This is a genomic window from Larkinella humicola, assembly GCF_008727875.1.
In the GTDB taxonomy this organism is placed as follows: domain Bacteria; phylum Bacteroidota; class Bacteroidia; order Cytophagales; family Spirosomataceae; genus Larkinella; species Larkinella humicola.
Genome location: NZ_VTWS01000002.1, coordinates 920,976 through 946,852, shown reverse-complemented (window position 1 = coordinate 946,852; position 25,877 = coordinate 920,976). Strand labels below are relative to the sequence as shown.

The window sequence follows — 25,877 nt, the reverse complement described above, 5'->3', positions numbered from 1 at the left end:
AGCTAATTCATCGTTCATCGTTCATCATTCATCATCATACATATGGTTGGAATCATCATGGGCAGCAGCTCGGACCTGAAGGTCATGCAGGAAGCGGCCGATATATTGACTGAGTTGGGAGTTTCCTACGAAATTGACGTCGTATCGGCTCACCGGACGCCGGAGAAAATGGTGGAATACGGCAAAACCGCCCGCCAGCGCGGTCTGAAAGTGGTGATTGCCGGCGCGGGTGGTGCCGCCCACTTGCCGGGGATGGTCGCTTCGCTGACGACCTTGCCGGTGATTGGGGTGCCGGTGAAATCCAGCAATTCGATCGATGGCTGGGATTCGGTTTTGTCGATCCTGCAAATGCCTTCGGGCGTGCCGGTGGCAACCGTCGCCCTCAACGGCGCCCGCAATGCCGGGATTCTGGCGGCTCAGATTGTGGGAACGTTCGACGAAACCGTCGCCCAACGGTTGCACGACTACAAGGAAGACATGAAAGCGAAAGTAGAAAAAATGAGTCAGGAGGTAAAGAACAGTTAACGGGTTTACGGTTTACGGTTTATGGGTGGCTGACGCATTCTTATTCGTGCGTCAGCCACCCATAAACCGTAAACCGTAAACTGTAAACCTTACATATGGAAACCGAAAATGCGAAGCGTAACCCCCGGCAGACGGAGGGTTCAAGTTTGCCCACCATTACGCTGGCCGTTCTGATTCTGACGATTCTGGCCCTGTTGTACGTGGGCTACGAGTACGTGGCCGATGACACGAAAGGGTCGGAAGAACTGACCAGCGTCGCGTTGGATACGACGGTGCAAAAACCGGTGGAACTACCGCTGGAACCGGAGCTGGTGGCGCCCATCGAAATTGATACGTCCAGCCGGAATGCCCCCGTCGATTTGTCGCAAACGGTTCCATCTCCCCTTGATGAGGAAAAGGAGGTCCCTAAAAAACCAGCTTTGGATTCTGAAGAACGCCCGGCTGTGGGCAAACCGGCGGAAAAACCGGTAGCGGAAGTCAAAGAAGAAAAACCGGTGCGGGAAGAGAAACCCGTTGAGGAAAAGCCGAAAGAAGAAAAGCCCAAAGAAGAGAAAAAAGAAACGCCCAAAGTTAATATTCCGGCGGGTGGGGTGTCGATTACGCATACCGTAAAACCGGGCGAAACGATCTACAGCGTGGCCACGAAGTATAATCTGAGTATCAGTACGTTAAAAGCGCTGAATCCGGATTTGAAAGACAACGCGGTGAAGGCCGACGTGACCAAACTGAAGGTGAAAGCCCGGGCGTATCATACCGTTGGTGCGGGTGATATTTTGCGCGTTGTCGCTGAAAAATACGGGGTTACGGTCGATGCACTGATGAAAGCCAACGGAAAGACCAAAAATTATGCCGCCCGGGGTGAGAAATTGGTCATCCCGTATGCCGAAAAACAGTAGACAGTAGTTTCCGAGTCAGATTGTCTTATTTGAAACGTTCTGCCTTCGCAGAGTCAACTTACGAATCCATCCATGAAAACCGTTTTTGCCACCCTTCTTTTTTTTGGTCTCGCCCTGACCGGCGCTTCCGCTCAAAACAAAATGACTCCATCGGATCTCACCCACGTTGTCCTGTTTAAATTCAAACCCGAGGCTACGCCCGCCAAAGTAGCCGAAATTGTAGCCGCTTTTGAAGCGTTACCGTTGAAAATAAAAGAAATCAAGGGCTTTAAGTGGGGAACCAACAACAGCCCGGAGAAACTCGACAAGGGCCTGACGCACGCCTTTGTGCTGACGTTTGCGAACGAAAAAGACCGGGATACCTACCTGCCGCACCCGGCTCACAAGGAATTTGGTAAACTCGTTGGCGGCTGGCTGGCCGACGTAACGGTGGTCGATTTCACCAACCAGGCGAAATAAAGAAGATAAAGGCAACGGGAAAGAACGGCTAAAACCGGCATTCCCCGTTGCCTTTTTTCAGGTCTACTCTTTTACCTTTTCGGGTTCTGCCAAAAAGCCCTTCCGTTTCAGGAGTGTATCCATGAATTTCAGTTCGTTTTCGGTGGTGAAGATCGAATACGGCAGGTAGAGGAACTGGGCATTTTTCATGCCTTTGGCCACGATTTTGGCCAGCCAGTTTACTTTCATGCCGTTCATCGCCTGGTCGTTGGAAACCACCATGACGTAAGCGGTTTTGTCTTTGGTCACGCTCCGGATCTGATCCCATTTCAGGATACCGCCTTCGCGGGCGTTCAGTTTCAGCATAATCTGGCGGCTGTCAATCTCGTAGACGTACTTCTGAAACAGCGATTTGGTCTGTTCCATTTGCGTGATGCCCGTAAACTGGACGGCCCAGAACAGCACATACAGGATGGTGAGGAGCACAATGACGAGGTAAATCCACCAGTTTGGGTAGACGCCCGTCACGTTCAGGATGGCATTGGCAAAAATGAGACCCAGTGGGACGAAACCCCAGTACCAGTTGTTTTTTACCCAGCTACGCATCGCCAGACTGATGTAGGTTTTCTGGTCGAGGGCGTATTTTTTGGTTTTGATAATCATTGAAATAAATAAACTTTTAGACAATAGAGAGTAGACAAGAGAGGTGAGAAAGGTCTTTTATCTCTTCTCTCACTTGTCTCAACGGTCCGCCGTCGCGGCTCTTTTCACTAACAAAGGTGCAAAAGTACGAAAAGGCTTCGTTTATTTTGAGCATTCGACGTTTTCGGGTAATTTTCATTTTTTACCATCGACTTCCCTGATCGGTTATGACTTCCGAGACTACCCAGATTCTGACCCGCGTACAAGTAGAGCAAAAAATACGCCGGATTGCCTTCGAGATTTACGAGAACAACTTTGAAGAATCCGACGTGATTCTGGCCGGCGTATCGGGCGAAGGCTACGTGCTGGCAGAACGACTGGCGGAGGTGTTGCGGCAGATTTCTCCGCTGGAGGTTAGGGTGATGAAAATTACGCTCGATAAAACGACGCTGGCCCAACCGCCGGTTCATCTGGATGGCGAGAAGTCGGTTTTCACCGGTAAATCGGTCATCGTGATCGATGACGTCCTGAACTCGGGCCGAACCCTGGCGTTTGCCCTGCAACCGTTTCTGAATGTGCCCGTGACCAAGCTGAAGGTGGCCGTGGTGGTCGATCGTGACCACAAACGCTACCCCGTTGCCGCCGATTACATTGGCTACAAACTCTCCACCACCCTGACCGAACACGTGCTGGTGGTGCTGAGCGACGAGGAACGCATCGGCGTGTACATGCGCTAGACCACGATTAGTTGAACGACTGCCGAAATTCCAGCGGAGAAAGGCTGGTTTTAGTCTTGAATAACTTGCTGAACGACTGCGGATGTTCAAATCCTAATTCGTAGGCAATTTCGCTGACGGACAAATCGGTAGCAGATAATTTCTCTTTGGCCTTTTCGATCAATTTGTCGTGGATGTGTTGCTGGGTGGTTTGTCCGGTTACTAATTTGAGCAGGCCACTTAAATACGTGGGGGATAGATTTAGATTTTCAGCAACGTATTGCACCGTTGGCAATCCCTGTTTCATTAAGTCATCGCTGTTGAAATAGTCGGCAATCAGCTTCTCCAGACGATTCAGGATTTTATGATTGGCTATTTTTCGGGTAATGAACTGTCGCTGATAAAACCGGTCTGCATATTTAAGTAACAATTCCAGTTGAGCAATGATGATTTCCTGACTAAACCGGTCGATGTTGGCGTGGTATTCCTGTTGAATGCTTTCGACAATCCCGGCCATAATGGCTTCTTCTTTCTCGGACAGAAACAGGGCCTCGTTCACCGAGTAGTCGAAATATTCGTAGTGCTTGATGGTTTTGGCTAAGGGTGTATTCCACAAAAAGTCGGGATGGACCAGTAGCATCCACCCCGACTGTTGCAGAGTCGTATCTTTCTCCATCTCAATTTTCAGAACCTGGCCCGGGGCCATGAAGAACATCAGACCTTCGTTAAAATCAAATTCCTGCTGCCCGTATTTCATCCGGGCATTGAAGTTCCTTTTCAGCGCAATGGAATAAAAATCCTTTACTAAACCGGTTTCGTTGGTGGGCAACTGCTTGACCAATTCCAGATTGATCACACTAATCAACGGATGTTCAGGTTTAGGTAATTCCCTGAACTGATGAAATTCGCTTATTGTCTTAAATCGGCGTGGTTGCAGAGTTGCCATACGTCAGGAAACTTATTTTTTAGTGAAAGGCGGCCGCAAACTCTTTCGCGAAATCCGTCAGTTTTACGTTGCCCATCACCGCTGGTTTATGGCGGTAATAGTCTTGGGCCAGGACACCTGTATACAGACTACCATACATTTCAACCAGCCCGGTCGCAATGGTCGGATTCATGCCTGCAGCAACCAGACCCTTCTGCGTTTGTTCGTCCGAAATAAGAACCCATTTCAACTCAGGCATTTCGAGAGCCGCCCCTAAAATGGCGGCAGTCTCGTTGCCCGTCAATTCTTCACTGGCTACATACCGCACGGTTCGGCCCACAAGCGGGGTTTCGAGTTCTTCCGCAATCGCAACTGCAATATCAACGGGCGAAACCCAGGGTATGGTGCCCTCTGCCCCGTAATTGGCGGCAATGATGACCTCCGCTTTGATCATTGCGGTATAGCCGTATAAATTGTAGTAAAAGGAAGTGGGCCGGATATGGGTGATGGCTACGCCCGTGGGTAACGCGTTCAGGATCTGCTCTACATCGTGCGCGCCCAGTAAAATACCCGAGCCCTCACCGGCTGCTAAATGAGCGCCAATCGTACTGAGATTCACCACCCGCTTTACGCCCGACTGGCCGATGGCCTGTGCATAGTTGGTGCCGATTTGGTGATAGTAGGCCAGCAGGTCGAGGGTAGGATCGAAATAATTGGCTGGTGGCACCATCGTATACACCGCATCGGCACCGGAGAACGTATCCGTCAGAAAGTCAGCGTCTTGCAGGGACCCAATGGCTGCGACGGCTCCCAGGGCTTCGATGGCGGATTGCTTGTCGGGTTTGCTGCTGATGACGGTAACCGCATGGCCTTTTTCTACCAATTCCTGCGTCAAAGGTTGGCTGATGTGTCCCAACGAACCGGTTAATATGATTTTCATTTTTCTATTTTTTTGTTTCTGCAAAGGTCAGCAGCCCCCAAAAAATAGATGTAGTCAAATCTATGGTTGTTGTAGTCGAAACTGGGTTTGTCTACGTTCGTTGGACGTCACAGCGTTTTTTCAACCACGCCACCCTTCCGGCTGTCGACCGAAACCGTGTATTTGCTCCCACTTCCTTTCACGATCCAGCGAACTTTCACGTAACCCATGCCCGGAATGTTCGGCACCTCGATCGTTGCGGGATTGGTTTTCTGCTCTTTTGTGATATTCAGATCGGCATTTTCGACAATCATAGCCGCCAGTGGCGTGGCACCTTTGAGCGTGATGTAGTCGGGTCGTTCAATTTTAAACCGGATGTCGTGCGAGGAGTGCGTGGGAATCACGCGCTGGTTCACGACGGTGGCCGTCACTTCCGTCAGGCCGTTGCCGAGCGGTTTCGTCGTGATGGCCTGAACGTCCAGCTTCGGCGTCTGGTGGGCGTGGAAAAGCGTGAACGACATGTTCCGGTGGGCGTCTTCTTCCAGCATAAAACCGGGGTGATTCCGGATGTAATTCTTCTTGGGGCCGCCAATTTCGATGTCGCCATACTGCGGGTGTTTGAACGGTTTCCAGGCCACATACGCGTCATCGAACAGCAGATATTTCCCAAACTGATTGAACTCATCGTTCTGAAACCGGTTGCTTTCTCCCGGTTTTTGCCGGAACAGCAGATACGACGACATCAGCTCGTTCGAGAATGTGAAAACGCCCCGGCCCAACGCCAGCCAGTCGATTTCGCCACCATAAACCGTATACAAATCCTTGTAAATCACGTAGTAATTGTAGCCGGGAATGATTTTTTCGCCCGTACGACCGATGACGTCATACACCGCAATGTCGCTCGGATTGTAATATTGCTGATCTTCTTCGGCACCCGGTCCGCGCAGCAGCATCCCGCCATAGTTGTGATAGCTCTGTGCCCCGGCGATGTTCGGGTGGCCGATGATGTATTTCTTGATGGCCTGCGTTTCGGGCAAGGTACCCGGATAAAAAAGCGCCCCGCCCTGAATGTAATCCGGTTGCCAGCCCCAGCCCCAGTCACGGTTGGGATCATAGCGTCCGGCTACATCTTCGTTTACCTGTCCGTCGCCGTCGTTGTCGATGCCTTCGTAGCCCAGCAGTTCGTATTCACCCGGTTCTTCGGGTTTGGCCGGAATCATGCGCGTCGGATCGTTGGGGTCCTGTTTCATACGGCCCAGCGGGGTTTTCCGGCGCATCAGCACGATGTTGCCGTCGCCGTCGAGGTCGTCGTATTTGTCTTCATCGATCTCCCCATCCCCATCATCGTCGAACGGCATCAGCCCCGAGCGGGGCGAATTGGGGTTGTTGGGATTTTTGATGAAGTCTTCCCGCGCGTCGAGGTTGATGCTGGGTGCGATGTAAAACACCTTGTCTTTCAGCAACTGGGTCGTAAACTCGATGGTGCCAAAATTCTCCGCCAGATACCAGGCTGTATACATCGCAATTTCCGACCCTTGCAACTCGTTGGAGTGAATGTTGCCGTCGATGTAAAAACCGGGTTTGCGATCGGCATTGCCGGTTTTGAAATCACTCACGACCAGCACCCACAAATCGCGGCCCTGAAACGTTTTGCCCATCGATTCGAGCTTCACCAGGTTCGGGTGAGCCTTCACCATATCCTGGCAAAACTTCGTAATCCCGGCGTAGTCGTTGTAATGATTCCAGCGCATCGGCACTTTCGGATTGGCGGGCGAACCCACGGCCCGCAACCCGGTCAGATCGTCGTTCTGAACCGGTTTCTGCTGCGCGGAAAGAGCGAGAGGAATTCCTGTTAGTAAAAGAAAGAATATCTTTTTCATAAAAGTTTTCTCTGATTCCCTCTGATGTTCTCTGGTCAACTCTGTGAAACAACTATTAATCAGAGTTGATCAGAGAACATGAGGGTTTATTTGAGGGTGATGTCGATTGATTTAAGGCCGGTCATGACGTTCCCGGCTTCGAGCGTTGCGCGGCCCGTGCCGGAGACGAGGAACGTGACTTCCATCGACTCGCTCGCGGCCATTGGACTGCGCAGAATCCGCTTCCGGCCCGACACCACGGTTTGGCCGTTGCTGGTTCGCAGCTCGATTTTCATCTTGGGAACAAACCTCACCCGGTCGCCGATTTCGGAACCCGTCGGGAGCAGGCCCCGGTTGATCACCTGCGCCGTGACGCGCGTTAGTCCGCCCGAAAGCGATTCCGTCCGCAGGTTCACCACGTCGATCACCGGCATCTGGCGAACAAAAGCCGTCATAAATTTCAGGTGTTTGTCGGCAATCTCGTTCAGAAATGAAACCGGTGGATTCAGTTTGGCAAACGGAGCGATCCCGCCCACTTCTGCTTTCCGGCCCGGAAAATCAGGGTGTTCGATGGGTTGCCAGTTGACAAACACCTCGCGGACGTTGTTGGCATCGGCCCATTTCAGAAACTTCACGTCGTCATTGTCCGACGGTTTCGGCGTGCTTTTTCCTTTCGTCGTATCCGCCGAAGCCGTGGCTTTGGGCACCCACCAGCCCGGTGTCGAGAAACTGAACCGACCGTAGTGGTAATAGGCGGTTTGGGCAAAATTGCCTTTGGTGGGTGGCATCGGTGGCGCATCTTTCAGCGCCGTCTGGCTGTTGTAGAGTTTTGAAACCTGATCGCCGACGGGGGCGTCTTTTTCCAGAATACCGGTAATAATCCGCCGGGCGGTTTTGGTCCGGTCGAATTTCGGCGCTTCCGAAAGGTTGTTGTACGGCCCGAAGGTAAAAACCGCGTAAACATTCGGGGCTTTGTAGAGGAAGTCGAGCAAGGCCCGGTTTTCCGGTTCCGACACCGGCATTTCGCCCGAACCGGGCGTGAAGAACGGATAGTCGAAGGTGAAATTCTTGTCTAGGGCCACCCCACCCGCGCCGTCTTCGTTGAAAGCGCCGTCTTTATCGTTGTCGGTTCCTTCCGAAATCACCAGATAACGCCCGGTTTCAGACTTTGCCGGATCGGCTTTAACCAGAACACGCGGGTCGTCTTTGCTGGGGATGAAGGTGCCGGTCGGATCTTCCACACGGATTTGCGTGATCAAACCGTCTTTGTTCAGGTCTTCAAAAGGATCTTCGTTCAGCCGGCCATCGCGGTCGTCGTCCGTATCGGCACCGTTGCCGGTTCGTTCGTAGCGTGGTTTGGCCACAAATTGTTCCTGCGCATCGGGGTTGACGCTGGGGAAAATATAAAACGTTTTGCTGTCGAGCAACCGGGCCACGCTATCCTGACCCGAAGCCGCCAACAGTTTTTCGGCGAGTTGAACAGCCAGTTCGGTACCGGCCAGATGAGCGCCCTGCACCCCCGCGACAATCGCAATGGCCGGTTTTTGGGCTGCCGTTCCGCGGCCCACCGTCAGCAGCCACACGTCTTTTCCTTCGCGTGATTTGCCGATGGACTGAAGGGTCGTCAATGCGCCGTAGCGGCTGGTCAGGGCTTTTAATCGGGTTGCAAGTTGAGCAGAAGAGGAGTATTGTCCGGCGGGTGGCGTTTGCGCAACGGCCTGAAAGAAGACCGCAAAGCAACTCAGAACGCCCGCCAGCCCAGTCGGGAGAAAACGGTGTTTCATGAAAAACAGGTAAACAAAGTTTGAAAGATGGAGCGAAGCGTTAAATTTAGATAATTTGCGGTAACTTTTTCACCGCTGTCAGGGTCTTCAACCGCTGACGGGGTGAAAAAGTTACCGCAATATTCTTGCTCAAAGAAACCAAAAGTTTAACCGCTGTCAGGGTCTCCGACCGCTGACAGGGTTTTCGCCCTAAACCCATGAACACAGATCGTCGTACTTTTTTACAGTCTCTGGCCGGTTTGGCCGCGCTGCTTCCGTTGACCAAAACCGCTGTGGCCGAAGCAAAAACCGCTGCCGCCGGGCGACCGCAGATTGCCTGCAACCAGTATACCTGGCATACGTTTTATCAACGGCAGGGCCGCAACTGGTCGGCGGATTTGGATGCGTCGCTGGCCGATTTTGCCAAATCGGGTATTGTCGGATATGAGCCGTCGATTACGTCGGCAGACGAAATCCAGAAGCTGGCACCCTTGCTGAAAAAGCACAAACTGGAAATGCATTCGCTGTATGTCAACAGCACCTTGCACAAGGCCGATGAAGCGGATAAAACGCTGGCAACGGTAACGGCCATTGCGGATGCGGCCCGTCCGCTGGGGGTGCGGCTGGTGGTGACCAATCCCAGCCCGATCAAGTGGGGGAGTGGGGAGGACAAAACCGATGTGGACTTAGCCACCCAAGCCGCCAACCTGGACCGGCTCGGAGCCGAACTCCGGAAGCGGGGCATGACGCTGTCGTACCATACGCACGACGTCGAAATGCGCAACGCTGCCCGCGAATTCCACCACATGATGCTGGGAACCGATCCCAAAAATGTGTCGCTTTGCCTGGATGTACACTGGATTTACCGGGGTTCGGGCAATTCGCAGATCGCTTTGTTCGACATCGTGAAACTCTACGGAAAACGCATCACGGAACTGCACCTCCGCCAGTCGAAAAACGGCGTTTGGGCGGAAACCTTTGGCGATGGCGATATTGATTACCCGCGTCTGGCCAAAGAACTAAAAGCCATGGGTGTTCATCCGCATCTGGTGCTGGAACAATGCATCGAAAAACAGTCGCCCAACACGATGGACGCCCTGACGGCCCACCGGCAGGATTTAAAGGAAGTGAAGGCGGTTTTTGGGAGTTAGTTTGCCGGTTTACAGTTTTCGGTATACGGTTTTCGGTTTACGGTGGCTGGCGCATTCATAGTAGCTCGCGTCAGTCCCGGCGGGGAACCGCACCGTATACTGAAAACTGTAAACTGATTACTCTTCCGCCAGCGTCTGCGAAATATTCATGCGGTAGACACCCAAAGCCGGAAGTGCTGCGGCAACAATACCGATCAGGACGGCGACGCCCAGCACCAGCCATTCTTCGGGCAGGATGTTCAGGTTGTTCAAGCTGTAATGGAAATTGCGTTCGGCGCGCATGGAGAACAGGAGCAATCCGATTCGGCTGAGAACCAGTCCTAACAAAAAACCGATCAGGGAAAGCGTCAACCCTTCCAGGAGCAGCATACCGAAGAGTTGTGTTCGGCCAGCACCCATCGAGAGCATCAGGGCCATTTCGTACTTGCGTTCTTTCAGCGAATTGTAGAGCGACACAAATACGCTGATCCCGGCGATGAGCATGATGGCCACCGCCAGTCCGCGCAGGGTATCGACGCCAATGCCGAGCAAATCGAACAGGCGGTTGATTTCGATGGCGGGCAGAGCCGCCAGCAGTTTAGAGTTGTCGTTGATGCCCCGGGCCACCATCATGCCCATTGGATTCCGGAACTTCACCAACATGCTGGTAATTTCGCGGGGCGCTTCGGCTTCGTGATCAGGGTCTTCGTCGGTATGTGCTTCGCCCTCGTGTTCCTCGCCTTCGTGTTCTTCGTGGTGCTCGTGAATCGCCCAGACACTCGATAAAGGCGTCAGAATCAACTGGTCGATGACGCTGCTGTTCGGATTGAAAATGCCGACGACCTTGTATTTCGTCTCGCCGTGTTCTTCGCCGTTGCCGTCCAGCCCGTGCGAACCGGCGAAGGTGTCGCCCAGTTTCAGACCAGTCGTTTCGGCCACGCGGGCGCCAATGGTTACTTCCAGGTCTTTCTGAAAGAGTGCACCTTGGCCGACAGTGGCTTCAAAGTGATCAACGTATTTTTTGTTCGTCCCGACGATCCGGAAGGTTTTGTAACTATCGCCCATCGACAGCGGAATGGCGGTTTTGATCATCGGGTTGCGGGTCAGCCGTTCGGCATCTTCCAGCGGAATGTTGCCCGTCGGCGAATCGATCTGGTAAATGCTCGACAGGATCAGTTGCAGCGGGCTGCCTTTCGCGCCCAACACCATGTCGATGCCTTTGACGTTGCGGGAAAACTGCTCGTCCAACTGCTTGTTCAACAGCAGCAACAGCGAAATGATCGTGATGCCCAGCGTCATCAGCAAGCCACTCAGGAAACTGCTGAGCGGTTTATCTTTCAGATTGGCCCAGCTTATTTTAAAGAGATTCATACGTTTCTAGAGAATCACCTGATTCGAAAATTCGTCTTTCAACCGCTGGTCGTGCGTCACCACGATCAGGCTGGCTCCAATTTGCTCGGATTGTTCGCGCAGCAACGCCACCACCCGGGCGCAGTTGACGTCGTCGAGACTGGAGGTAGGTTCATCGGCCAGAATGACCCCCGGTTTGTTCATGACGGCCCGCGCAATGCTCACCCGCTGCTGTTCGCCCTGACTCATCTGGTGCGTTTTCTTGCTCAGGTGATCGGCAAAGCCCAGATGCGCGGCCAGTTCGCGGGCGCGGTTTTTATCCTGCGGGTTTTTGGCCAGATAATTGGCCAGCAGGAGGTTGTCCATTACCGAAAGTGCGCTGACGAAATGCGGTTTCTGGTAGATGATGCCCACATGAGCGGCCCGGAAGGTAGCGGTTTTGGCCGGTGGCAATTGGGTCAGGTCGGTCTGGTCGATGGTGACCGAGCCGTTCTCCGGCCGAAGGAGTAACGCCAGCAGATGCAGCAGCGTGGTTTTGCCCGTACCGGATTTTCCCAGAATCAAAACCGCTTCGCGGTCGTTGCAGCGGATGTCCGGGAAGGCGAATCGTTTGGTCGGTGCGTACGAAAAGGTCAGTTGATGCGATTGAAGCATACGGCTAATATCATCAATTTTTTTCGAAAGATACGTAGGTTTGTAGCGTTATTGCGTTCCATTTTGATCAATCCATGAAGCGAATTGCCATTTTTGCCTCCGGCTCCGGAACCAACGCGGAGAAAATTGCCGGGTATTTGACGGATCATCCCGACATTGAGGTCACGTTGATCCTATCCAACAACCCGAAAGCCGGGATTATCGAACGGGCGCGCCGGGGGTTCGGTCCCGACCAAAAACTCCATGTGCCGGTTCTGGTGTTCGACCGGAAGACGTTTTACGAAACCAACCGCATTGTGGAACTCCTTCAAAAACAGGAGATTGATCTGATTGTGCTGGCGGGTTTCATGTGGCTTATACCGGAAGCGCTGGTCAAAGCGTTTCCTCAACGGATGATCAACATTCATCCGGCTTTGTTACCGAAATTCGGCGGCAAAGGCATGTACGGCCATTTCGTACACGAAGCGGTGGTCGAAGCGGGAGAACTCAAATCGGGGATCACGATTCATTACGTAAATGAGCATTATGACGAGGGAAACATCATTTTTCAGGCTTCCTGCGCGCTCGAACCGTTTGATACGCCGGAGGATGTGGCCCGAAAAGTGCAGGTGCTGGAACACCGGTATTACCCGGAAGTGGTGGAAAAGGTGTTAAGAATGATGAATGATGAATGATGAATGTAAAATGATAAAGTTAGGCAGATACGGTTTAACAGGCACAATTTTCCTGGTAGTCAGTCTGGTGGGGTGTTTTCGACCGGCGATTCCGATTTCGATGTCGCCCAATTATCCGGTGGATGTGTTCTACGAAAATCAGCAGCCTGACCGGCCCTTTACGGAAATGGAATGGCTGGAATACAAGGAAGAAGTGCCGCTGACCCAGCAACAGCAAGAGCCGATTAAGGGGCGCATGGTGAAACGGGGCAACAACATCGAGCAGAAAGAACTGCTGCTGGCGCGCTTAACGATGCAGGCGAAAAAACTGGGGGCCGATGCGCTGATTGCTGTTCGGTATCAATATTACAGTTCGGCAACCGTCAATGGATATTCCATGCGGGGAATGGCCGTGAAGTACCAGAAAGAACGGGAAGTGAGGCCGTGAGGGTTACTTCACTTCGTCGTAATCCACGTACTCGCCACCTTTCAACTTGGAGTCGGTAGCACCGGGCGTAGTCGTATAAACGCGGGTTTCGCCTTCGCGACCGCCCTGGTTGAAACGCTCATTGGCTTTACGCTGTTCTTTGGCAAGTTGGCGGCCAACCAGCAGCCAGAAGAAAAAGCGTCGTACCGGCGGCACAAAAGCAATCAGGAGCAGAAGAACGAATAAGAATTTAAAAATCATGCTGAACGACTGGCTGTTCGGGTTATGAGATAAAGATATAACGCAAAAGCGGATTAAACAGTTGCTCTACTGATATTATAAAATACTTAAAATTCAGCGCCACCCTGTCAGCGGTCGAAGACCCTGATCAGCGGTGGCGCTGAGCTTATAATTGATTATTTCCGTTCTCATCATTGTCCGGACAATCACCGCTGTCAGGGTCTGTGACCGCTGACAGGGTGACTACCGGCTCAAATACAAATTCCGCTCGGAGTAGACTTTCTGGAAAAACTCGTCTTCCAGGTCGTCGATGAAGTAAATGCCTTCACCCGTCGATTTCATTTCCGGGCCGAGTTCCTTGTTTACATTCGGGAATTTGTTGAACGAGAAGACCGGTATTTTGATCGCATAGCCTTCTTTGACCGGTTTGAAGTCAAAATCCTTCACTTTTTTCTCGCCCAGCATCACCTTCGTCGCGTAGTTAACATACGGTTCCTGATAGGCTTTGCAGATGAACGGCACCGTCCGCGATGCCCGTGGATTGGCTTCGATGATGTACACCACCTCGTCTTTCACGGCAAACTGAATGTTGATCAGGCCGACGGTTTTCAACGCTTTGGCAATCGTTCGGGTGTGGGCTTCAATCTGCTGGATTACGGCGTCGCTCAGGTCAAATGTCGGCAACAGGGCGTAGGAGTCGCCGGAGTGAATACCCGCCGGTTCGATGTGTTCCATCACCCCGATGATGTAGACATCTTCCCCGTCGCAAATGGCATCGGCTTCGGCTTCAATGGCATTTTCGAGGAAGTGATCGAGCAGGATGTTGTTGTCGGGAATATCGTGCAGAATCTTGACGACGTGCTGCTCGAGTTCCTTTTCGTTGAGCACAATCTTCATGCTCTGACCCCCAAGAACATAGCTGGGCCGCACCAGAAGCGGGAAACCCAGTTCGCGCGACAGTTCGACGGCTTCGTCGGAACCGCGCACCGTTCCGAATTTCGGATACGGAATGTTGTAATCCCGCAGCAGTGCCGAGAAGCGTCCGCGATCTTCCGCCAAATCCAGTGATTCGTAATCCGTACCGATGATCTTAATGCCGTAACGTGTCAGTTTTTCGGCCATTTTCAAGGCAGTCTGTCCGCCCAACTGCACAATGACCCCCACGGGATTTTCGTGCATGATGATGGCGTGAACGTGTTCCCAGAAAACCGGCTCAAAGTAGAGTTTGTCGGCAATGTCGGGGTCGGTCGAAACGGTTTCGGGATTGCAGTTGATCATAATCGTCTCATACCCACACTCCTTCGCGGCCAGAACGCCGTGTACGCAGGAATAATCGAACTCGATGCCCTGCCCGATGCGGTTAGGACCTGAGCCGAGGATCACCACTTTCTTGCGGTCGCTGATGATCGATTCATTCCCCGCCAGCATACCGACCGGCAAAGCCCCTTTTTCGGGGAATGCGCCACCGGCACTGGGCAACTGCGGGCTGTTGAAGGTCGAGTAGTAATAGGGCGTCCGGGCTTCGAACTCAGCCGCGCAGGTGTCTACGCATTTGAAAACGCGCCGGATGTTGTGCTCCTGACGGAAATCGTAAATATTGCTTTCCTTGACCCCCAGCAAATGGGCCAACTGGCGGTCGGCATAGCCTTTTTGCTTGGCTTTCAGCATCAAAGCGGCCGGTACATCGTCCAGATCAAACTTTCCGATCTCCTTTTCCAGCTCCACCAGTTCTTCGATCTGGTACAAAAACCACTTGTCGATTTTGGTCAGATTCTGGATGGTTTTGAACGACATGCCGATTTTGAAGGCGTCGTAAATGTGGAACAGCCGGTTCCAGCTTGGGTGTGCCAGGCTGTAGGTCAGCGCGGCCTGGTCGGTCAGTTCCCGGCCGTCGGCACCCAGACCGTTGCGCCGGATTTCGAGCGACTGGCAGGCTTTCTGCAAAGCTTCCTGGAAATTGCGGCCAATGCCCATGGCTTCGCCTACGGATTTCATTTGCAGACCCAGCGAGCGGTCGGCACCCGGAAATTTGTCGAAATTCCAGCGCGGGACTTTCACAATCACGTAGTCGATGGCGGGTTCGAAGAATGCCGAGGTCGAGCCGGTGATCGGGTTGATTAGTTCATCCAGGTTGTAGCCAATCGCCATTTTGGCCGCGATTTTCGCAATCGGATACCCGGTGGCTTTCGACGCCAGGGCCGAAGACCGGCTCACGCGCGGGTTGATTTCAATGGCGATGATGGAGTCGTCGGCCGGATTAACCGAAAACTGGACGTTACAGCCCCCGGCAAATTTCCCGATTCCATCCATCATTTTAATGGCCAGATCGCGCATTTGCTGGTAGAGCGTATCGGGCAGGGTCATTGCCGGAGCCACCGTGATGCTGTCGCCGGTGTGAATTCCCATCGGGTCGAAGTTCTCGATGGAGCAGATGATGATGAAGTTCCCGGCACCGTCGCGGAGGAGTTCCAGCTCATATTCTTTCCAGCCCATCACGCTCTGTTCAACCAGCACCTCATGCACCGGCGAAGCGTGCAACCCGTTGTTGAGGGCCTGATCGAAGTCTTCGGGTCGGTCGACAAAACCGCCCCCGGTTCCGCCGAGGGTATAGGACGGCCGGATGACGAGCGGAAAACCGATTTCCTGGGCAATTTCTTTTCCTTCGAGAAACGAACGGGCTGTGCGCCCTTTGCAAACGCCAACGCCCAGTTCGAGCATTTTCAACCGGAATTTCTCGCGGTCTTCGGTGGTCTCGATGGCTTTGATGTCTACGCCGATGATGCGGACGCCGTATTTTTTCCAGACACCCGCTTTGTCGCAGTCAATGGCCAGGTTCAGGGCCGTCTGACCGCCCATCGTCGGTAAAACCGCATCGATGGGGTGGCCTTCTTCCTGATGCTTTTTGAGAATTTCGACGATGGATTTTTTCTCAAGCGGTTTCAGATAGACGTAATCGGCATTGATCGGATCGGTCATGATCGTGGCCGGATTCGAGTTAATGAGCGATACCTCGATGCCTTCTTCGCGCAGCGAACGGGCGGCCTGGGAACCGGCATAGTCAAATTCGCAGGCCTGACCGATGACAATAGGGCCGGAGCCGATAATGAGAATCGAACGGATGGAGGAGTCTTTGGGCATTACAGTGAGACGAATGAATAATGAATCTGGCGACCGTTGCAACGGCAAACCGATGAAAAATGCGTGTCAATCCTTAACACACAATCACTATTCCTGACCCCCTGAAACGTACTGGCCCGAAGCGAAAACAGGTTGGCACAGCGACCGGAACGCAGACACAGGGCGAACCGTTTAGTTGCTTCCGAAGCCAATCTGTTTCGGTATGGTCAAAAATCCCACAAAATTAGTGGATGGAGACGAATTAGGAAGAAAAACTTTTAAATGTTTTTGTCGTTGCACCCGGAAACCGCAGGGCAACGACAAAAACGCTATTTTTTGGTCACAAAGATCAAATCCTGGTAATCAACGGTATTGAGTCGCCCACACCCGTTGCCAAACTTAATATCGCGAATGGTCAACCCGGCTTTTTCGAACGCTTTCCGGGCGTAGGTGGGTTAACACCGGGTTCAGGATGATGTCAGGGGGTAAGCGCTGTTTTATAGGGTTGGAAATCAGGCTTTTCAGAACCATTATTGAATTGCTTTTGGTTTAAATGGCGAGCGAGTTAAAGATTAAAGCCATTATTTTGTAAACTTATCCCCAAGTTTGCATTCTGCAAGAAACAGATAGTTGTTGATCGGAAAAATAACGGATTAGTCTCCTTTACGAAATATGATGATACGTCGACGTGCATGGATCCTGATAGCGGTGGTTGGTCTGACGTTTACAGGCTGTTACAAATACGAAGAGCGGGTTTGGCGGACGCCCTCCAACCAGGGTGGTACGTCCGGAACACCGGGTACGCCCGGAACGCCGGGAGGAAACACCGGCGGGAGCGGCCCCGGAACTTCGCCCATCACCGGTTTGCCAAATCCACCGGCCCGGCCTTCCTACATCGATAACGGCATGCTCCGCCTGAGCGTCGATCTGAACATGGGGGGCGCCATCACCTATCTGGCCACGTCGGCCAACGGGCAAAATGTGGTGAATAACTGGGATGCGGGCCGCCAGATTCAGGCGTCGTTTTATGCCGGGCCGACGCCCTTTGCGCCGGGGGGCAAACAACCCCACCCCTTGTGGCAGGAACTGGGCTGGAATCCGATTATGTCGGGCGATGTCTTTGGCAATCGCTCCAAGGTACTCGAATCGCGGAATGATGGCCGGGAAATTTACGTCAAAACCGTCCCGATGATCTATCCCAATGACAATGTGGTGGGCGAATGCACGATTGAAACCTGGATCACGCTCGATAAAAATACCGTTAAAGTGCGGCACCGGCTGAACAACAACCGGAGTGACACGAAACAATATTCGGCAAAACCGCAGGAGTTACCGGCCGTCTTTCTGAATGCGCCGTTTCGGAATGTCGTTGCCTACACGGGTGCGCGCCCTTTTACCAATGATGTGCTGACCAAAACGAGCAGCCAGACCGTCAACGAGATTTTTGGCGGACAGCCGCTGATCTCTCCGGAAAACTGGATGGCGATGGTCAACGATGCCAATTGGGGGGTGGCAGTGTATAAACCGAACCACCACTATTTTATCGGTGGTACGTTCGGAACCTCCGTTGTTGGGGGCGAATACGACTTCACGACGGCTTACATTACACCATCGGCCTATGAGGTTCTCGACTATAACATCCAGTATCAGTACGATTATACGTTGGTCGTCGGCACGCTCGACGACATCCGGAAGTTCGTGTATGCGCAACCCCGTCCCAAATCGACACCGGATTATCGCTTTGTGGCCGACCGGCAGTCGTGGTGGTACTATCAGGGAACCGATCGCGGCTGGCCCATTAAAAACGAACTGGATCTGCCGCTCGATAATGGGAGTTTCCTGATGATTGGCCCCAACGAAATGTATCAGGCCGCCGATGTGCCGAAGATGTACATCAAAGGGGCTTTCAAAACCGATGCAACGCAGGCCCGGCTCCGGTGGATGGTGCCGAAAGACCCCGAATTTGTGGCCGGAAACCTGGTTGATTTTCCGATTATTGGCGACGGTCAGTACCGGACCTATGAAATTGATATGACCAAAGTGCCCACCTGGAAAGGGTCCATTATCCAACTCGGGTTTGAGCCAGCCCTGGGCGAAAAAGGCGGAGCGGGCAAATTTGCCAAAATTCAGTCCATTTCGTCCAAACCGTAACGTTTTCCCTTCTTTATGAAGACCCTGGTTGCCTTCGCTTCGCTTTTTCTGCTGAGCTACCGCCCCGCTTCCGTGACGGAACGCCCGGATTTCGAACGTTTTTTTACCGAACAGAAACTGAAAGGGTCCTTTCTGCTCTACGATCCGCAGCGTGACCATTACACGGCGTATCAGTTTGAACGCACGCGGCAGGGCTTTCTGCCCGCGTCCACGTTCAAAATTCTCAACACGCTGATCGGCCTGGAAACCGGTGTGCTGAAAGACGAAAATTCCGTTATGAAATGGGACAGCGTTAAACGGGAAATCGAAACCTGGAACCGCGACAATACACTCGAAACGGCCTTTAAAGTTTCCTGCGTGCCTTGTTACCAGGAAGTGGCCCGGAAAGTGGGCCTGAAACGGATGCGCGAGTGGGTTGCTAAAGTAGGCTACGGAAAACTGGACATCAACGCCGACAACCTGGATTCGTTCTGGCTGGAAGGCAAATCCACGATTACACAGGAGCAACAAATCGATCTGTTGCACCGGATTCACGAGGGCAAGGTGCCGTTTGCACCCAAAAATCTGGCGGTTCTGAAAAAAATCATGCTGATCGACGAAAAACCGGGCATGAAACTTTACGGCAAGACGGGCTGGGCCGGAGGCAGTGCCAACCCCAACATCGGCTGGTTTGTAGGCTACGTCGAGAAAGGCGACAAGGTCTATTATTTTGCCACCAATGTAGAAAGTCCAAAACCGGTTCCTACTACGTTTGTCCCCGCCCGTCGCCAGATTACGGAAGCGATTTTGAAGGAACTGGGAATATGAGTGAAGAGTTATGAGTTATGGATGCGTCAGCTAATTCTTAACTCTTCACTCATAACTCATTAGTACCCCACCGCTTGCCCATCTTTCCGCATTTCTGAGGCCCCGTGATAGACTTTTTGCGTGGTATCGAATAGGATGGCCTGATAGCCACCGAAGAAATCCTTGGCAATCAGGTGGTGGCCCCTGCGCTCCAGTTCCTCGCGCACTTCGTTTGAAATACCGCTTTCCAGCGCCAGGTGACCGCCGTCCAGCATTCGGGTGCCAATGGGTTCGCTGCTGCCGGAGTGGCTGAACCGGGCCGCGTCGCCCGCTTCCTGCACGTTCATGCCGAAATCCAGGAGATTACACAGAATCTGAACGTGGCCCTGCGGTTGCATGGCTCCGCCCATGACGCCAAAACTCAGGAACGGTTTTCCGTCTTTCAGGACAAATGCCGGGATGATGGTGTTGAAGGGACGTTTGCCCGGTTTGTATTCGTTGGCATGGCCGGTTTGCAGGCTGAAACTCGTTCCCCGGTTGTGAAAGACAAATCCCAACCCGTCGGGCACCAGCCCGCTGCCAAATTCGAGCATGTTGCTTTGAATCAACGACACCATATTGCCTTCGTCGTCGGCCACGGTGAGGTAGGTTGTGTCGCCCTCCCGCAGCGGCAGCGCATCGGAATCGACGCGTTTGGCGGCCTGTTTCGGATCGATTAATTTCCGACGCCGGGCCGCATAGTCCTTCGATAGCAACCAGGATAGCGGTATTTTGGCGAAGTCCGGATCTGCGTAAAACCGGGCGCGGTCTTCAAACACCAGCTTTTTGACTTCCGTCAATACGTGCAGATACTCCGCGCTGTTATGTCCCATTTTCTGTAAATCATACGCTTCCAGCATGTTCAGCATCTGGAGCACGGCGATCCCCTGGCCGTTGGGCGGCAGTTCAAAAACATCGAAACCCCGGTAGTTGACCGAAACCGGATCGACCCAGGTACTTTTGTGGCTAGCCAGATCTTCTTTGCGCAGGTATAGCCCGGTTTTTTGGGCGTACCGATCGATGACTGATGCAATCGCCCCTTTGTAAAAAGCATCCCGACCGCCGTTGGCAATCTTTTCGTAGGTAGCCGCCAAATCCGCGTTTTTGAAGATTTGTCCTTCTTGGGGAGGTAACTGATTGATCAGAAAGGTTCGTCGGAAGTTATCGAATTCCTGAATCGTTGACCGGCTCGCTTCCAGCCGCCGAACGGCCTCCTGCCACGAATACGCAATGACCGATGGAACGGGAGCACCTTCGCGGGCGTAGCGAATGCCGGGCGCCAGCAGGGTTTTCATGGTGAGTTTGCCAAACCGCCGGTGCAATTCGAACCAGCCGTCTACGGTTCCCGGCACCGAAACCGATAGGGGCCCATAGAGCGGAATCGTCTTGCTATCGCCCAAAACCGCCTTCAATTTGTCGGATGTTAGTCCCCGGGGCGACCGGCCGCTGGCGTTCAGGCCATACAGTTTCCGGTCTTTGGCCGACCAGACGATGGCGAATAAATCGCCACCGATGCCGCAGTTGTTGGGTTCCAGCACGCCCAGGGCCGCGTTGGCCGCAATGGCTGCGTCGACGGCAGTTCCGCCCTGTTTCAGAATGTCGAGGCCGATTTGCGACGCCAGGGGATGAGCCGTCGCCACCATGCCGTGGCTGGCCACAACCGGACTTCGGGTAGCGAAGTTCAAACCGCTGATGCGATCACCTTTCCCCGTTTGCGCCAGTCCCGGCGTGGAAAAGAGCAGACACAGGGCATAGCCGGTAAAGAAAAGCGTCGTCAAACGTTCCATTTTTGATTTCATACCGTGATTGCGTAGGCTCGGTGGGTAAGTTATCAAATAATAAGAAGCGGGGTGGAATTTCGCCCAGAAAAGCGATCGGAATTCGATTTATTCCTATATTTCCGCAAACCGGCCGCCCTACTTTTCAACGACCGGTGCAGCATTCGTTTACCGTACCATACGATGGCAGAAATCAAACTAGACCTGGACCAGAAAAGTCCCGGCGCTTTTTACCTCTACGAAGAGGGCGTTAAAATTGGCGAAATGGTGGTCAATATCGCCGATGGTAACCTGACGGTTTATCACACGGAAGTGGTCCCGGAAGCCGAAGGAAAGGGCTACGCCAAACAGATGCTGGATGCGATGGTGGCGTATGCGCGGGAAAACCGCCTGAAAGTCATTCCGCTTTGTCCATACGTACACCTCCAGTTCAAGCGGCATCCGAAAGACTATGCGGATGTTTGGACGAAGGAAGAAGACGGATTGTGAAAAAAGGAATTTTAAATTTCAAATGAGAAATGATGAATGTTAAATGTAAAAGTGGTCGGACTTGAAACACTTTTACATTTAACATTCATCATTTCTCATTTGAAATTCCCTTCAACCCTGCATGGGCTGCCGTTTCCAGTACGTCAGCGATCGCCAGAGCCATTCGAAGGGGCCGAAGCGGAAGAACCGGAGCCAGAGGGCCGAGAAGATGAATTGAAACAACCACACGGCGGCTACGACGAAGTAAAGTTCATAATACGACAGCTTGCCGAAGTAGCCAAAACCGTATCCGTAGAAAAACAGGGTGCAGATGATGCTCTGCATCAGGTAGTTGGTGAACGCCATTTGCCCGACGTTGGCCAGGGCTTTCATCAGCCAGGGAACGATGCCCGAGCGGTAGATCAACAACAGCAAACTGGCATGTCCGAGGGCGGAAGCGGCCCGGCGAATCTGGTAGAAAGCCTGGAACGGAAACGAATCAGCATCGATCACTTTGCCGGGGTTCGTGAACCAGGCGACGCCATCCCAGAAGGCCAACCAGCCCAGCGATAGGCCGATGCCATAACCGGCAAGCAAGGTCAGGACGTACGTTCGGGTGGGCAGTTGATTGGAAAAGAAGCCCCATTTGAACAGCGCCATTCCGAGAAACATCAGCGCCCAGGCGTCCCAGATGAAATTCTGGTAGAATTTAACCGACTCAAATTTGGTATTCAGCGGCAGATACGCTTTGAAAATCGTGCCGTAATCGCCCTGCATGGTTTTGTTAATTTCGTCCTCTTTCTTCTGGTCGTATTTCGTGTTTTTTTCCACAGCCAGCCAGCCTTCTTTGGCTTTTTTGAGTTCGTCAGTCAGCGGTTTTTTCTGTTTCTCCAGTTGAATGGCTTTGAGGTAGCCTTCCCGATTCTCCTGGGTTTCCATCGCCTTGAAAAATCCTTTTACGCCCAAAACCGCCACGCAGAAAAACGCGATCAGGAGATGCGTCCGGGGCTTCATGTTCCGAAACGGAAACAGAAATAAACCGCAAACGCCGTAAGTATACAGAATGTCGCCGGGCCAGAGCAGCACAAACGCGTTGAACATGCCGAACACGATGAGCCAGAACAACCGCCGGTAGTAGTAATCCGGCATGCCGTAGCCATCGGTTCGGGTGTCTTTCTTGGCCATAAACAGCAACATCCCCGCGCCGAACAACATCGAAAACAAGGCCCGCATGGTTCCTTCAAAAATCACCGAAACCGTCAGGAAGGTCTTAAAATCCGGTGAATCGACCGGGGCCGTGAAAAACCGGGGGGTAGCCGTGTGCGACAGGCCAAAGTACGGGATGTTCATCATCAGAATGCCGAGCAGCGCAAAACCACGAATGACGTCGATGGTTTGAATGCGGTCGGCTTTGGCAACGGGCTGAACGGCGACGTAGCCGGGAGATTCGGAAGTCAACGAGACGGTGGGGGAAAGGGCATCCATGGAGCAGAAAGGTAGAGGTTGACGATACCGTTTTGATTTGAAAAGGCCAGAGGATAAGTTTACTGCCGGTTACGGACACCAAACGCAGACAGAAAGGGTATTTTTGTTGTTTATTCTTTGTAATATACCCGGTTACATGCTGGGTATCAAAACGTTTTATTTAACGGCAAATCTTAAAAGAGCCTCACCATCGTGTCATGAAAAAAAGTATTTATAGTCTCGTCCTTCTCCTCAGTCTTGGATTTTTTACGTCGGTTCAGGCCCAGAAAAACGTCAGGCTGCAGGGCAATGTCAACGGACTGGGTACGGTTATGGTTTACCTCAAAAAAACCGATAATGCCAACAGCAAGCCGTTGATCGTGGATTCGACCCGGGCGGTCGATGGCAAGTTTACGTTCAGCCGCACCATTCCTGAAATTGATTTCTACAACGTTGTGGCGGCCGGTTTGCCGGGGCAGGTGCAATTTATCTGGGACGGCGACCTGACCCTCGAAGGCACCCGCGACGCGTTTCGCGAAGCCGAGGTAAAAGGCTCACCACTGACCGACCGCTGGCTGAAATTTCAGAATGAAGTAGACCGCCCCTACCGCGAAGTGCTGATGGATTTGTACAACGACCGCCAGCGTTCGACCGGTGATACGGCCATTGCAAACCGGGTGGCGCGGGAAGAAAAGCGGCTGAAGGCCGAACAAAACCAGAAAGTGGCCGAGCAGATCAAGGCCAACCCTGATTCGCAACTGAGCCTGTATTTGCTGAACTGGTACTGGAACCAGTTTCCCAAAGCCGAAGCCCGCGCGATGTACGACAAGCTCAGTAGTTCATTCAAGAGCCACACGCTGGCCAAACGGTTGCAGAATCAGTTGAAGTAAAACCGGTTTTCATGTCCGTTTGCTAAATCGTTGTCAGCCCGTTTGGATTGCTTGGACTACTTTCGCGGTTTCATTTCAACCCATCCACGCTGTATGAGTCCTGTTTTGCTCCGAATCCGGCTGATCGTCCTGATTCAATGGTTTGCTTTTCCGGCGTTTTGCCAGACGCCGAAACTAACACTGGCCACGTATACTTACGCCGACAACAACCGCCTGGGCAATATTCAGCCCCTGGCCGATGTCCTGAGTCAGAAACTGGGGATGCCGGTTCAGACCAGAAGTTATGAGAATGTGGCCGGGTTCATTGCCGGTATCGAGGCCGGTGAAGTCGATCTAGCCCTCATCAGTACGTTTGGGTACTTGCTGCTCATTAACCGGGGGGCCAGCCCCTATACGCCGGTAGCGGCATTGCAGGTGCCGCCCGGTGTGCGCGACAACTACAAAACCGCCCTCATTGCCCACGCATCGTTGCCGGTCAACCGAATGGCCGATCTGACGAAACAGGCTGCTCAGTATCGCATGACCTTTGTGAGCGAAACCTCCACCTCCGGCAACCTCATTCCACGGGCTTATCTGTACGCCAACGGCCTACCGGAACCCGAGCGTCAGTTTAAGGCGGTCGCGTTCAGTAAAACCCACGCCAACGGATTGACGCAGGTGCTGGAGCGGAAAACCGATCTGGCGGCTTTTGGCAGTGAAGAGTACCACAAAGCCGTTCGGAAAGATTCGACACTGAAAAACCGGATTAAAATGGTCTGGGAGTCGGAGGAGATACCGCTGGGGCCAGTCTTGCTGAAAAACACGCTGGACGTTTCGTTGCAGAAAAAGATCACGGACGTTCTGTTAGCGTTGCACACCGAAAACCACGCTGTGTTGGTGGCGCTGCGTTCGGGCTGGTCGGAAGCCCGGCAAGCCGAGAAATTTCGGCCCATCGACCGGGCTTTTTACCAATCGTATCAGCAACGAATCGGCGCTCCGAAGACGCTGATCGAGCAGTTTGCCAATTTAATCCGGTGACGGCTTTTTTCACTACGCCAGCGGAATCCCCGCTTCGGTCGCTTTGCGGATAACGAATTGCCGGGCTTCGTCGTATTCTTCCGGGGTGCGGAGGTGTTCGAGCATAAAGGGGACTTCCTGCGGTAAGGCGGTGACATTTCGGATGTAGGCAACGTAATCAAGCGTTCCGCGACCCGGCATGGTTTCGGCAAAATGGACATCCTTGCCGTGGACATCCTTGGCATGAACTGCCACAATCCAGCGCCCTAACGTGCGGAAAGTCTCGTCGATCAGGGCCGTGTTGTTGTAAAACCGTTCGGGCGTGTTGATGATGTTGGCGATGTCGACGTGGGCGCCAAAAGCCGGGCGGTCGATGGCTTTGATGAATCTCAGGTATGAATCCGGCCCGTCGGGCAAACTCCAGCCCATCATTTCCAGCGCAAATTTGGCTTTTTTCGGTTTTACAGCATCGATGACCTTCCGGCAGTTTTCTACCGTCGCATCGAAGTATTCTTTCGTTAGGTTGCGGGCATCCGGGCCATCCCACTGCTTCGGGTTGTAGGAACCGGCGATGTTTACGCAGGTCAGCGCCCCGATCTCTTCGGCCAACGCCAGGCGCTCGGTGACATACGCCAGGTTTTTTCTCCGTTTTTCGGTATCCAGATCCAACATGTTAACCCAGGCACCGACTTCGGCGATGAGAACGTTCTGCTCCGCAAAAACCTTCCGAATGGCGGCAATTCTGGCGGTTTCCGTCAGCTTGACCGCCGGAACATACGCCGAGCTGTAATGCAGCCGCCGGTGTTCGCGGGCCAGTTCCTCCGGGTCGTCGCTTTTTAGAAAGATGGGGCCGCCGAGCCGCAGCGGTTTGGGGGCGGTTTTCAAAACCGGTAGCGGTGGCACGAGCAGACTGCCCGCCAGCAGGGTGGAGGATTGGAGGAAATGGCGACGGGAGAGCATCCGATTTTTTTGGGTAAATATACAAGGATTGGGGTAAATGTGATTTTGTTACCATTTATGCCTTTTTTTTCAATTCAGATGATAACTTATT

The 25,877-nt window shown here is 52.9% G+C and carries 24 protein-coding genes; 12 read left to right on the top strand and 12 right to left on the bottom strand.

Annotated elements, in window-relative coordinates; all coding sequences use genetic code 11:
• Positions 1–42: 42 nt before the first annotated feature.
• The 3 genes from purE to F0P93_RS11815 all read left to right on the top strand — a co-directional run bounded on the left by purE (position 43) and on the right by F0P93_RS11815 (position 1,880).
• Positions 43–525, top strand: coding sequence for a 5-(carboxyamino)imidazole ribonucleotide mutase (gene purE, locus F0P93_RS11825; protein WP_150876580.1), 483 nt, complete (start codon positions 43–45; stop codon positions 523–525).
• A 95-nt stretch (positions 526–620) separates the two neighbouring features.
• Positions 621–1,421 carry a LysM peptidoglycan-binding domain-containing protein gene (locus F0P93_RS11820; protein WP_150876578.1) on the top strand — a complete coding sequence of 267 codons (801 nt, stop codon included), beginning with the start codon at positions 621–623 and terminating at the stop codon, positions 1,419–1,421.
• A gap of 72 nt (positions 1,422–1,493) precedes the next feature.
• Positions 1,494–1,880 carry a Dabb family protein gene (locus F0P93_RS11815; RefSeq protein WP_150876576.1) on the top strand — a complete coding sequence of 129 codons (387 nt, stop codon included), beginning with the start codon at positions 1,494–1,496 and terminating at the stop codon, positions 1,878–1,880.
• A gap of 63 nt (positions 1,881–1,943) precedes the next feature.
• Here F0P93_RS11815 and F0P93_RS11810 read toward each other — a convergent pair whose 3' ends face one another.
• A complete protein-coding gene (locus F0P93_RS11810) occupies positions 1,944–2,522 on the bottom strand; it encodes a YcxB family protein (protein WP_150876574.1) in 579 nt (192 codons plus the stop codon).
• 206 nt (positions 2,523–2,728) lie between these two features.
• Here F0P93_RS11810 and F0P93_RS11805 point away from each other — a divergent pair, with 206 nt between their 5' ends.
• Entirely contained in the window at positions 2,729–3,238 is a 510-nt protein-coding gene (locus F0P93_RS11805) for a phosphoribosyltransferase family protein (RefSeq protein ID WP_150876573.1), read from the top strand.
• Between the two features lie 7 nt (positions 3,239–3,245).
• Here the strand turns inward: F0P93_RS11805 and F0P93_RS11800 are convergent, their stop codons facing one another.
• The 4 genes from F0P93_RS11800 to F0P93_RS11785 all read right to left on the bottom strand — a co-directional run bounded on the left by F0P93_RS11800 (position 3,246) and on the right by F0P93_RS11785 (position 8,704).
• Positions 3,246–4,163 carry a helix-turn-helix domain-containing protein gene (locus F0P93_RS11800; protein ID WP_150876571.1) on the bottom strand — a complete coding sequence of 306 codons (918 nt, stop codon included), beginning with the start codon at positions 4,161–4,163 and terminating at the stop codon, positions 3,246–3,248.
• Between the two features lie 19 nt (positions 4,164–4,182).
• Positions 4,183–5,082: an NAD(P)H-binding protein gene (locus tag F0P93_RS11795; RefSeq protein WP_150876569.1), complete on the bottom strand. Its 900-nt coding sequence runs from the start codon at positions 5,080–5,082 to the stop codon at positions 4,183–4,185.
• Between the two features lie 107 nt (positions 5,083–5,189).
• Positions 5,190–6,941, bottom strand: coding sequence for a M14 family metallopeptidase (locus F0P93_RS11790; protein WP_150876567.1), 1,752 nt, complete (start codon positions 6,939–6,941; stop codon positions 5,190–5,192).
• An 86-nt stretch (positions 6,942–7,027) separates the two neighbouring features.
• Positions 7,028–8,704, bottom strand: a complete 1,677-nt coding sequence (locus F0P93_RS11785; protein WP_150876565.1) for a M14 family metallopeptidase — start codon at positions 8,702–8,704, stop codon at positions 7,028–7,030.
• 197 nt (positions 8,705–8,901) lie between these two features.
• Here F0P93_RS11785 and F0P93_RS11780 point away from each other — a divergent pair, with 197 nt between their 5' ends.
• Complete coding sequence (locus tag F0P93_RS11780; RefSeq protein ID WP_150876564.1) at positions 8,902–9,834, top strand: sugar phosphate isomerase/epimerase family protein; 933 nt, start codon at positions 8,902–8,904, stop codon at positions 9,832–9,834.
• A gap of 117 nt (positions 9,835–9,951) precedes the next feature.
• Here F0P93_RS11780 and F0P93_RS11775 read toward each other — a convergent pair whose 3' ends face one another.
• Together F0P93_RS11775 and F0P93_RS11770 are read right to left on the bottom strand one after the other, a co-directional pair.
• The gene (locus F0P93_RS11775) at positions 9,952–11,184 is read right to left on the bottom strand and encodes an ABC transporter permease (protein WP_150876562.1); all 1,233 of its coding nucleotides are present in this window, start codon (positions 11,182–11,184) and stop codon (positions 9,952–9,954) included.
• A gap of 6 nt (positions 11,185–11,190) precedes the next feature.
• On the bottom strand, positions 11,191–11,817 hold the full coding sequence (locus tag F0P93_RS11770) for an ABC transporter ATP-binding protein (protein WP_150876560.1): 627 nt from the start codon (positions 11,815–11,817) through the stop codon (positions 11,191–11,193).
• Between the two features lie 74 nt (positions 11,818–11,891).
• Between F0P93_RS11770 and purN the strand changes: the two genes are divergently transcribed.
• Both purN and F0P93_RS11760 read left to right on the top strand, forming a co-directional pair.
• Positions 11,892–12,491: a phosphoribosylglycinamide formyltransferase gene (gene purN / locus F0P93_RS11765; RefSeq protein ID WP_150876558.1), complete on the top strand. Its 600-nt coding sequence runs from the start codon at positions 11,892–11,894 to the stop codon at positions 12,489–12,491.
• Positions 12,492–12,501: 10 nt separating this feature from the next.
• Positions 12,502–12,918 (top strand): YbjQ family protein, encoded by a 417-nt coding sequence (locus F0P93_RS11760; RefSeq protein ID WP_150876556.1) that lies wholly within the window; start codon positions 12,502–12,504, stop codon positions 12,916–12,918.
• 3 nt (positions 12,919–12,921) lie between these two features.
• On the opposite strand, the gene F0P93_RS11755 is transcribed toward F0P93_RS11760, so the two are convergent.
• Together F0P93_RS11755 and carB are read right to left on the bottom strand one after the other, a co-directional pair.
• A complete protein-coding gene (locus tag F0P93_RS11755) occupies positions 12,922–13,158 on the bottom strand; it encodes a DUF4834 domain-containing protein (protein WP_114405469.1) in 237 nt (78 codons plus the stop codon).
• A 222-nt stretch (positions 13,159–13,380) separates the two neighbouring features.
• Positions 13,381–16,275, bottom strand: a complete 2,895-nt coding sequence (carB, locus tag F0P93_RS11750; RefSeq protein WP_150876555.1) for a carbamoyl-phosphate synthase large subunit — start codon at positions 16,273–16,275, stop codon at positions 13,381–13,383.
• Between the two features lie 654 nt (positions 16,276–16,929).
• Between carB and F0P93_RS11745 the strand changes: the two genes are divergently transcribed.
• Both F0P93_RS11745 and blaOXA read left to right on the top strand, forming a co-directional pair.
• Positions 16,930–18,405, top strand: coding sequence for a hypothetical protein (locus tag F0P93_RS11745; protein ID WP_150876553.1), 1,476 nt, complete (start codon positions 16,930–16,932; stop codon positions 18,403–18,405).
• Between the two features lie 15 nt (positions 18,406–18,420).
• A complete protein-coding gene (blaOXA, locus tag F0P93_RS11740; RefSeq protein WP_150876551.1) occupies positions 18,421–19,212 on the top strand; it encodes a class D beta-lactamase in 792 nt (263 codons plus the stop codon).
• 59 nt (positions 19,213–19,271) lie between these two features.
• Here blaOXA and ggt read toward each other — a convergent pair whose 3' ends face one another.
• A complete protein-coding gene (gene ggt, locus F0P93_RS11735) occupies positions 19,272–21,029 on the bottom strand; it encodes a gamma-glutamyltransferase (protein ID WP_225309458.1) in 1,758 nt (585 codons plus the stop codon).
• Positions 21,030–21,191: 162 nt separating this feature from the next.
• Here ggt and F0P93_RS11730 point away from each other — a divergent pair, with 162 nt between their 5' ends.
• Entirely contained in the window at positions 21,192–21,497 is a 306-nt protein-coding gene (locus tag F0P93_RS11730; RefSeq protein ID WP_150876549.1) for a GNAT family N-acetyltransferase, read from the top strand.
• Positions 21,498–21,608: 111 nt separating this feature from the next.
• Here F0P93_RS11730 and F0P93_RS11725 read toward each other — a convergent pair whose 3' ends face one another.
• Positions 21,609–22,961, bottom strand: coding sequence for a DUF418 domain-containing protein (locus F0P93_RS11725; RefSeq protein ID WP_150876547.1), 1,353 nt, complete (start codon positions 22,959–22,961; stop codon positions 21,609–21,611).
• Positions 22,962–23,158: 197 nt separating this feature from the next.
• On the opposite strand from F0P93_RS11725, the gene F0P93_RS11720 reads away from it, so the two are divergent.
• Positions 23,159–23,830 carry a DUF4369 domain-containing protein gene (locus tag F0P93_RS11720; protein ID WP_150876546.1) on the top strand — a complete coding sequence of 224 codons (672 nt, stop codon included), beginning with the start codon at positions 23,159–23,161 and terminating at the stop codon, positions 23,828–23,830.
• Between the two features lie 93 nt (positions 23,831–23,923).
• Complete coding sequence (locus F0P93_RS11715) at positions 23,924–24,847, top strand: phosphate/phosphite/phosphonate ABC transporter substrate-binding protein (protein ID WP_150876544.1); 924 nt, start codon at positions 23,924–23,926, stop codon at positions 24,845–24,847.
• A 12-nt stretch (positions 24,848–24,859) separates the two neighbouring features.
• Here the strand turns inward: F0P93_RS11715 and F0P93_RS11710 are convergent, their stop codons facing one another.
• The gene (locus tag F0P93_RS11710; RefSeq protein WP_150876542.1) at positions 24,860–25,786 is read right to left on the bottom strand and encodes a sugar phosphate isomerase/epimerase family protein; all 927 of its coding nucleotides are present in this window, start codon (positions 25,784–25,786) and stop codon (positions 24,860–24,862) included.
• Positions 25,787–25,877 lie beyond the last annotated feature (91 nt).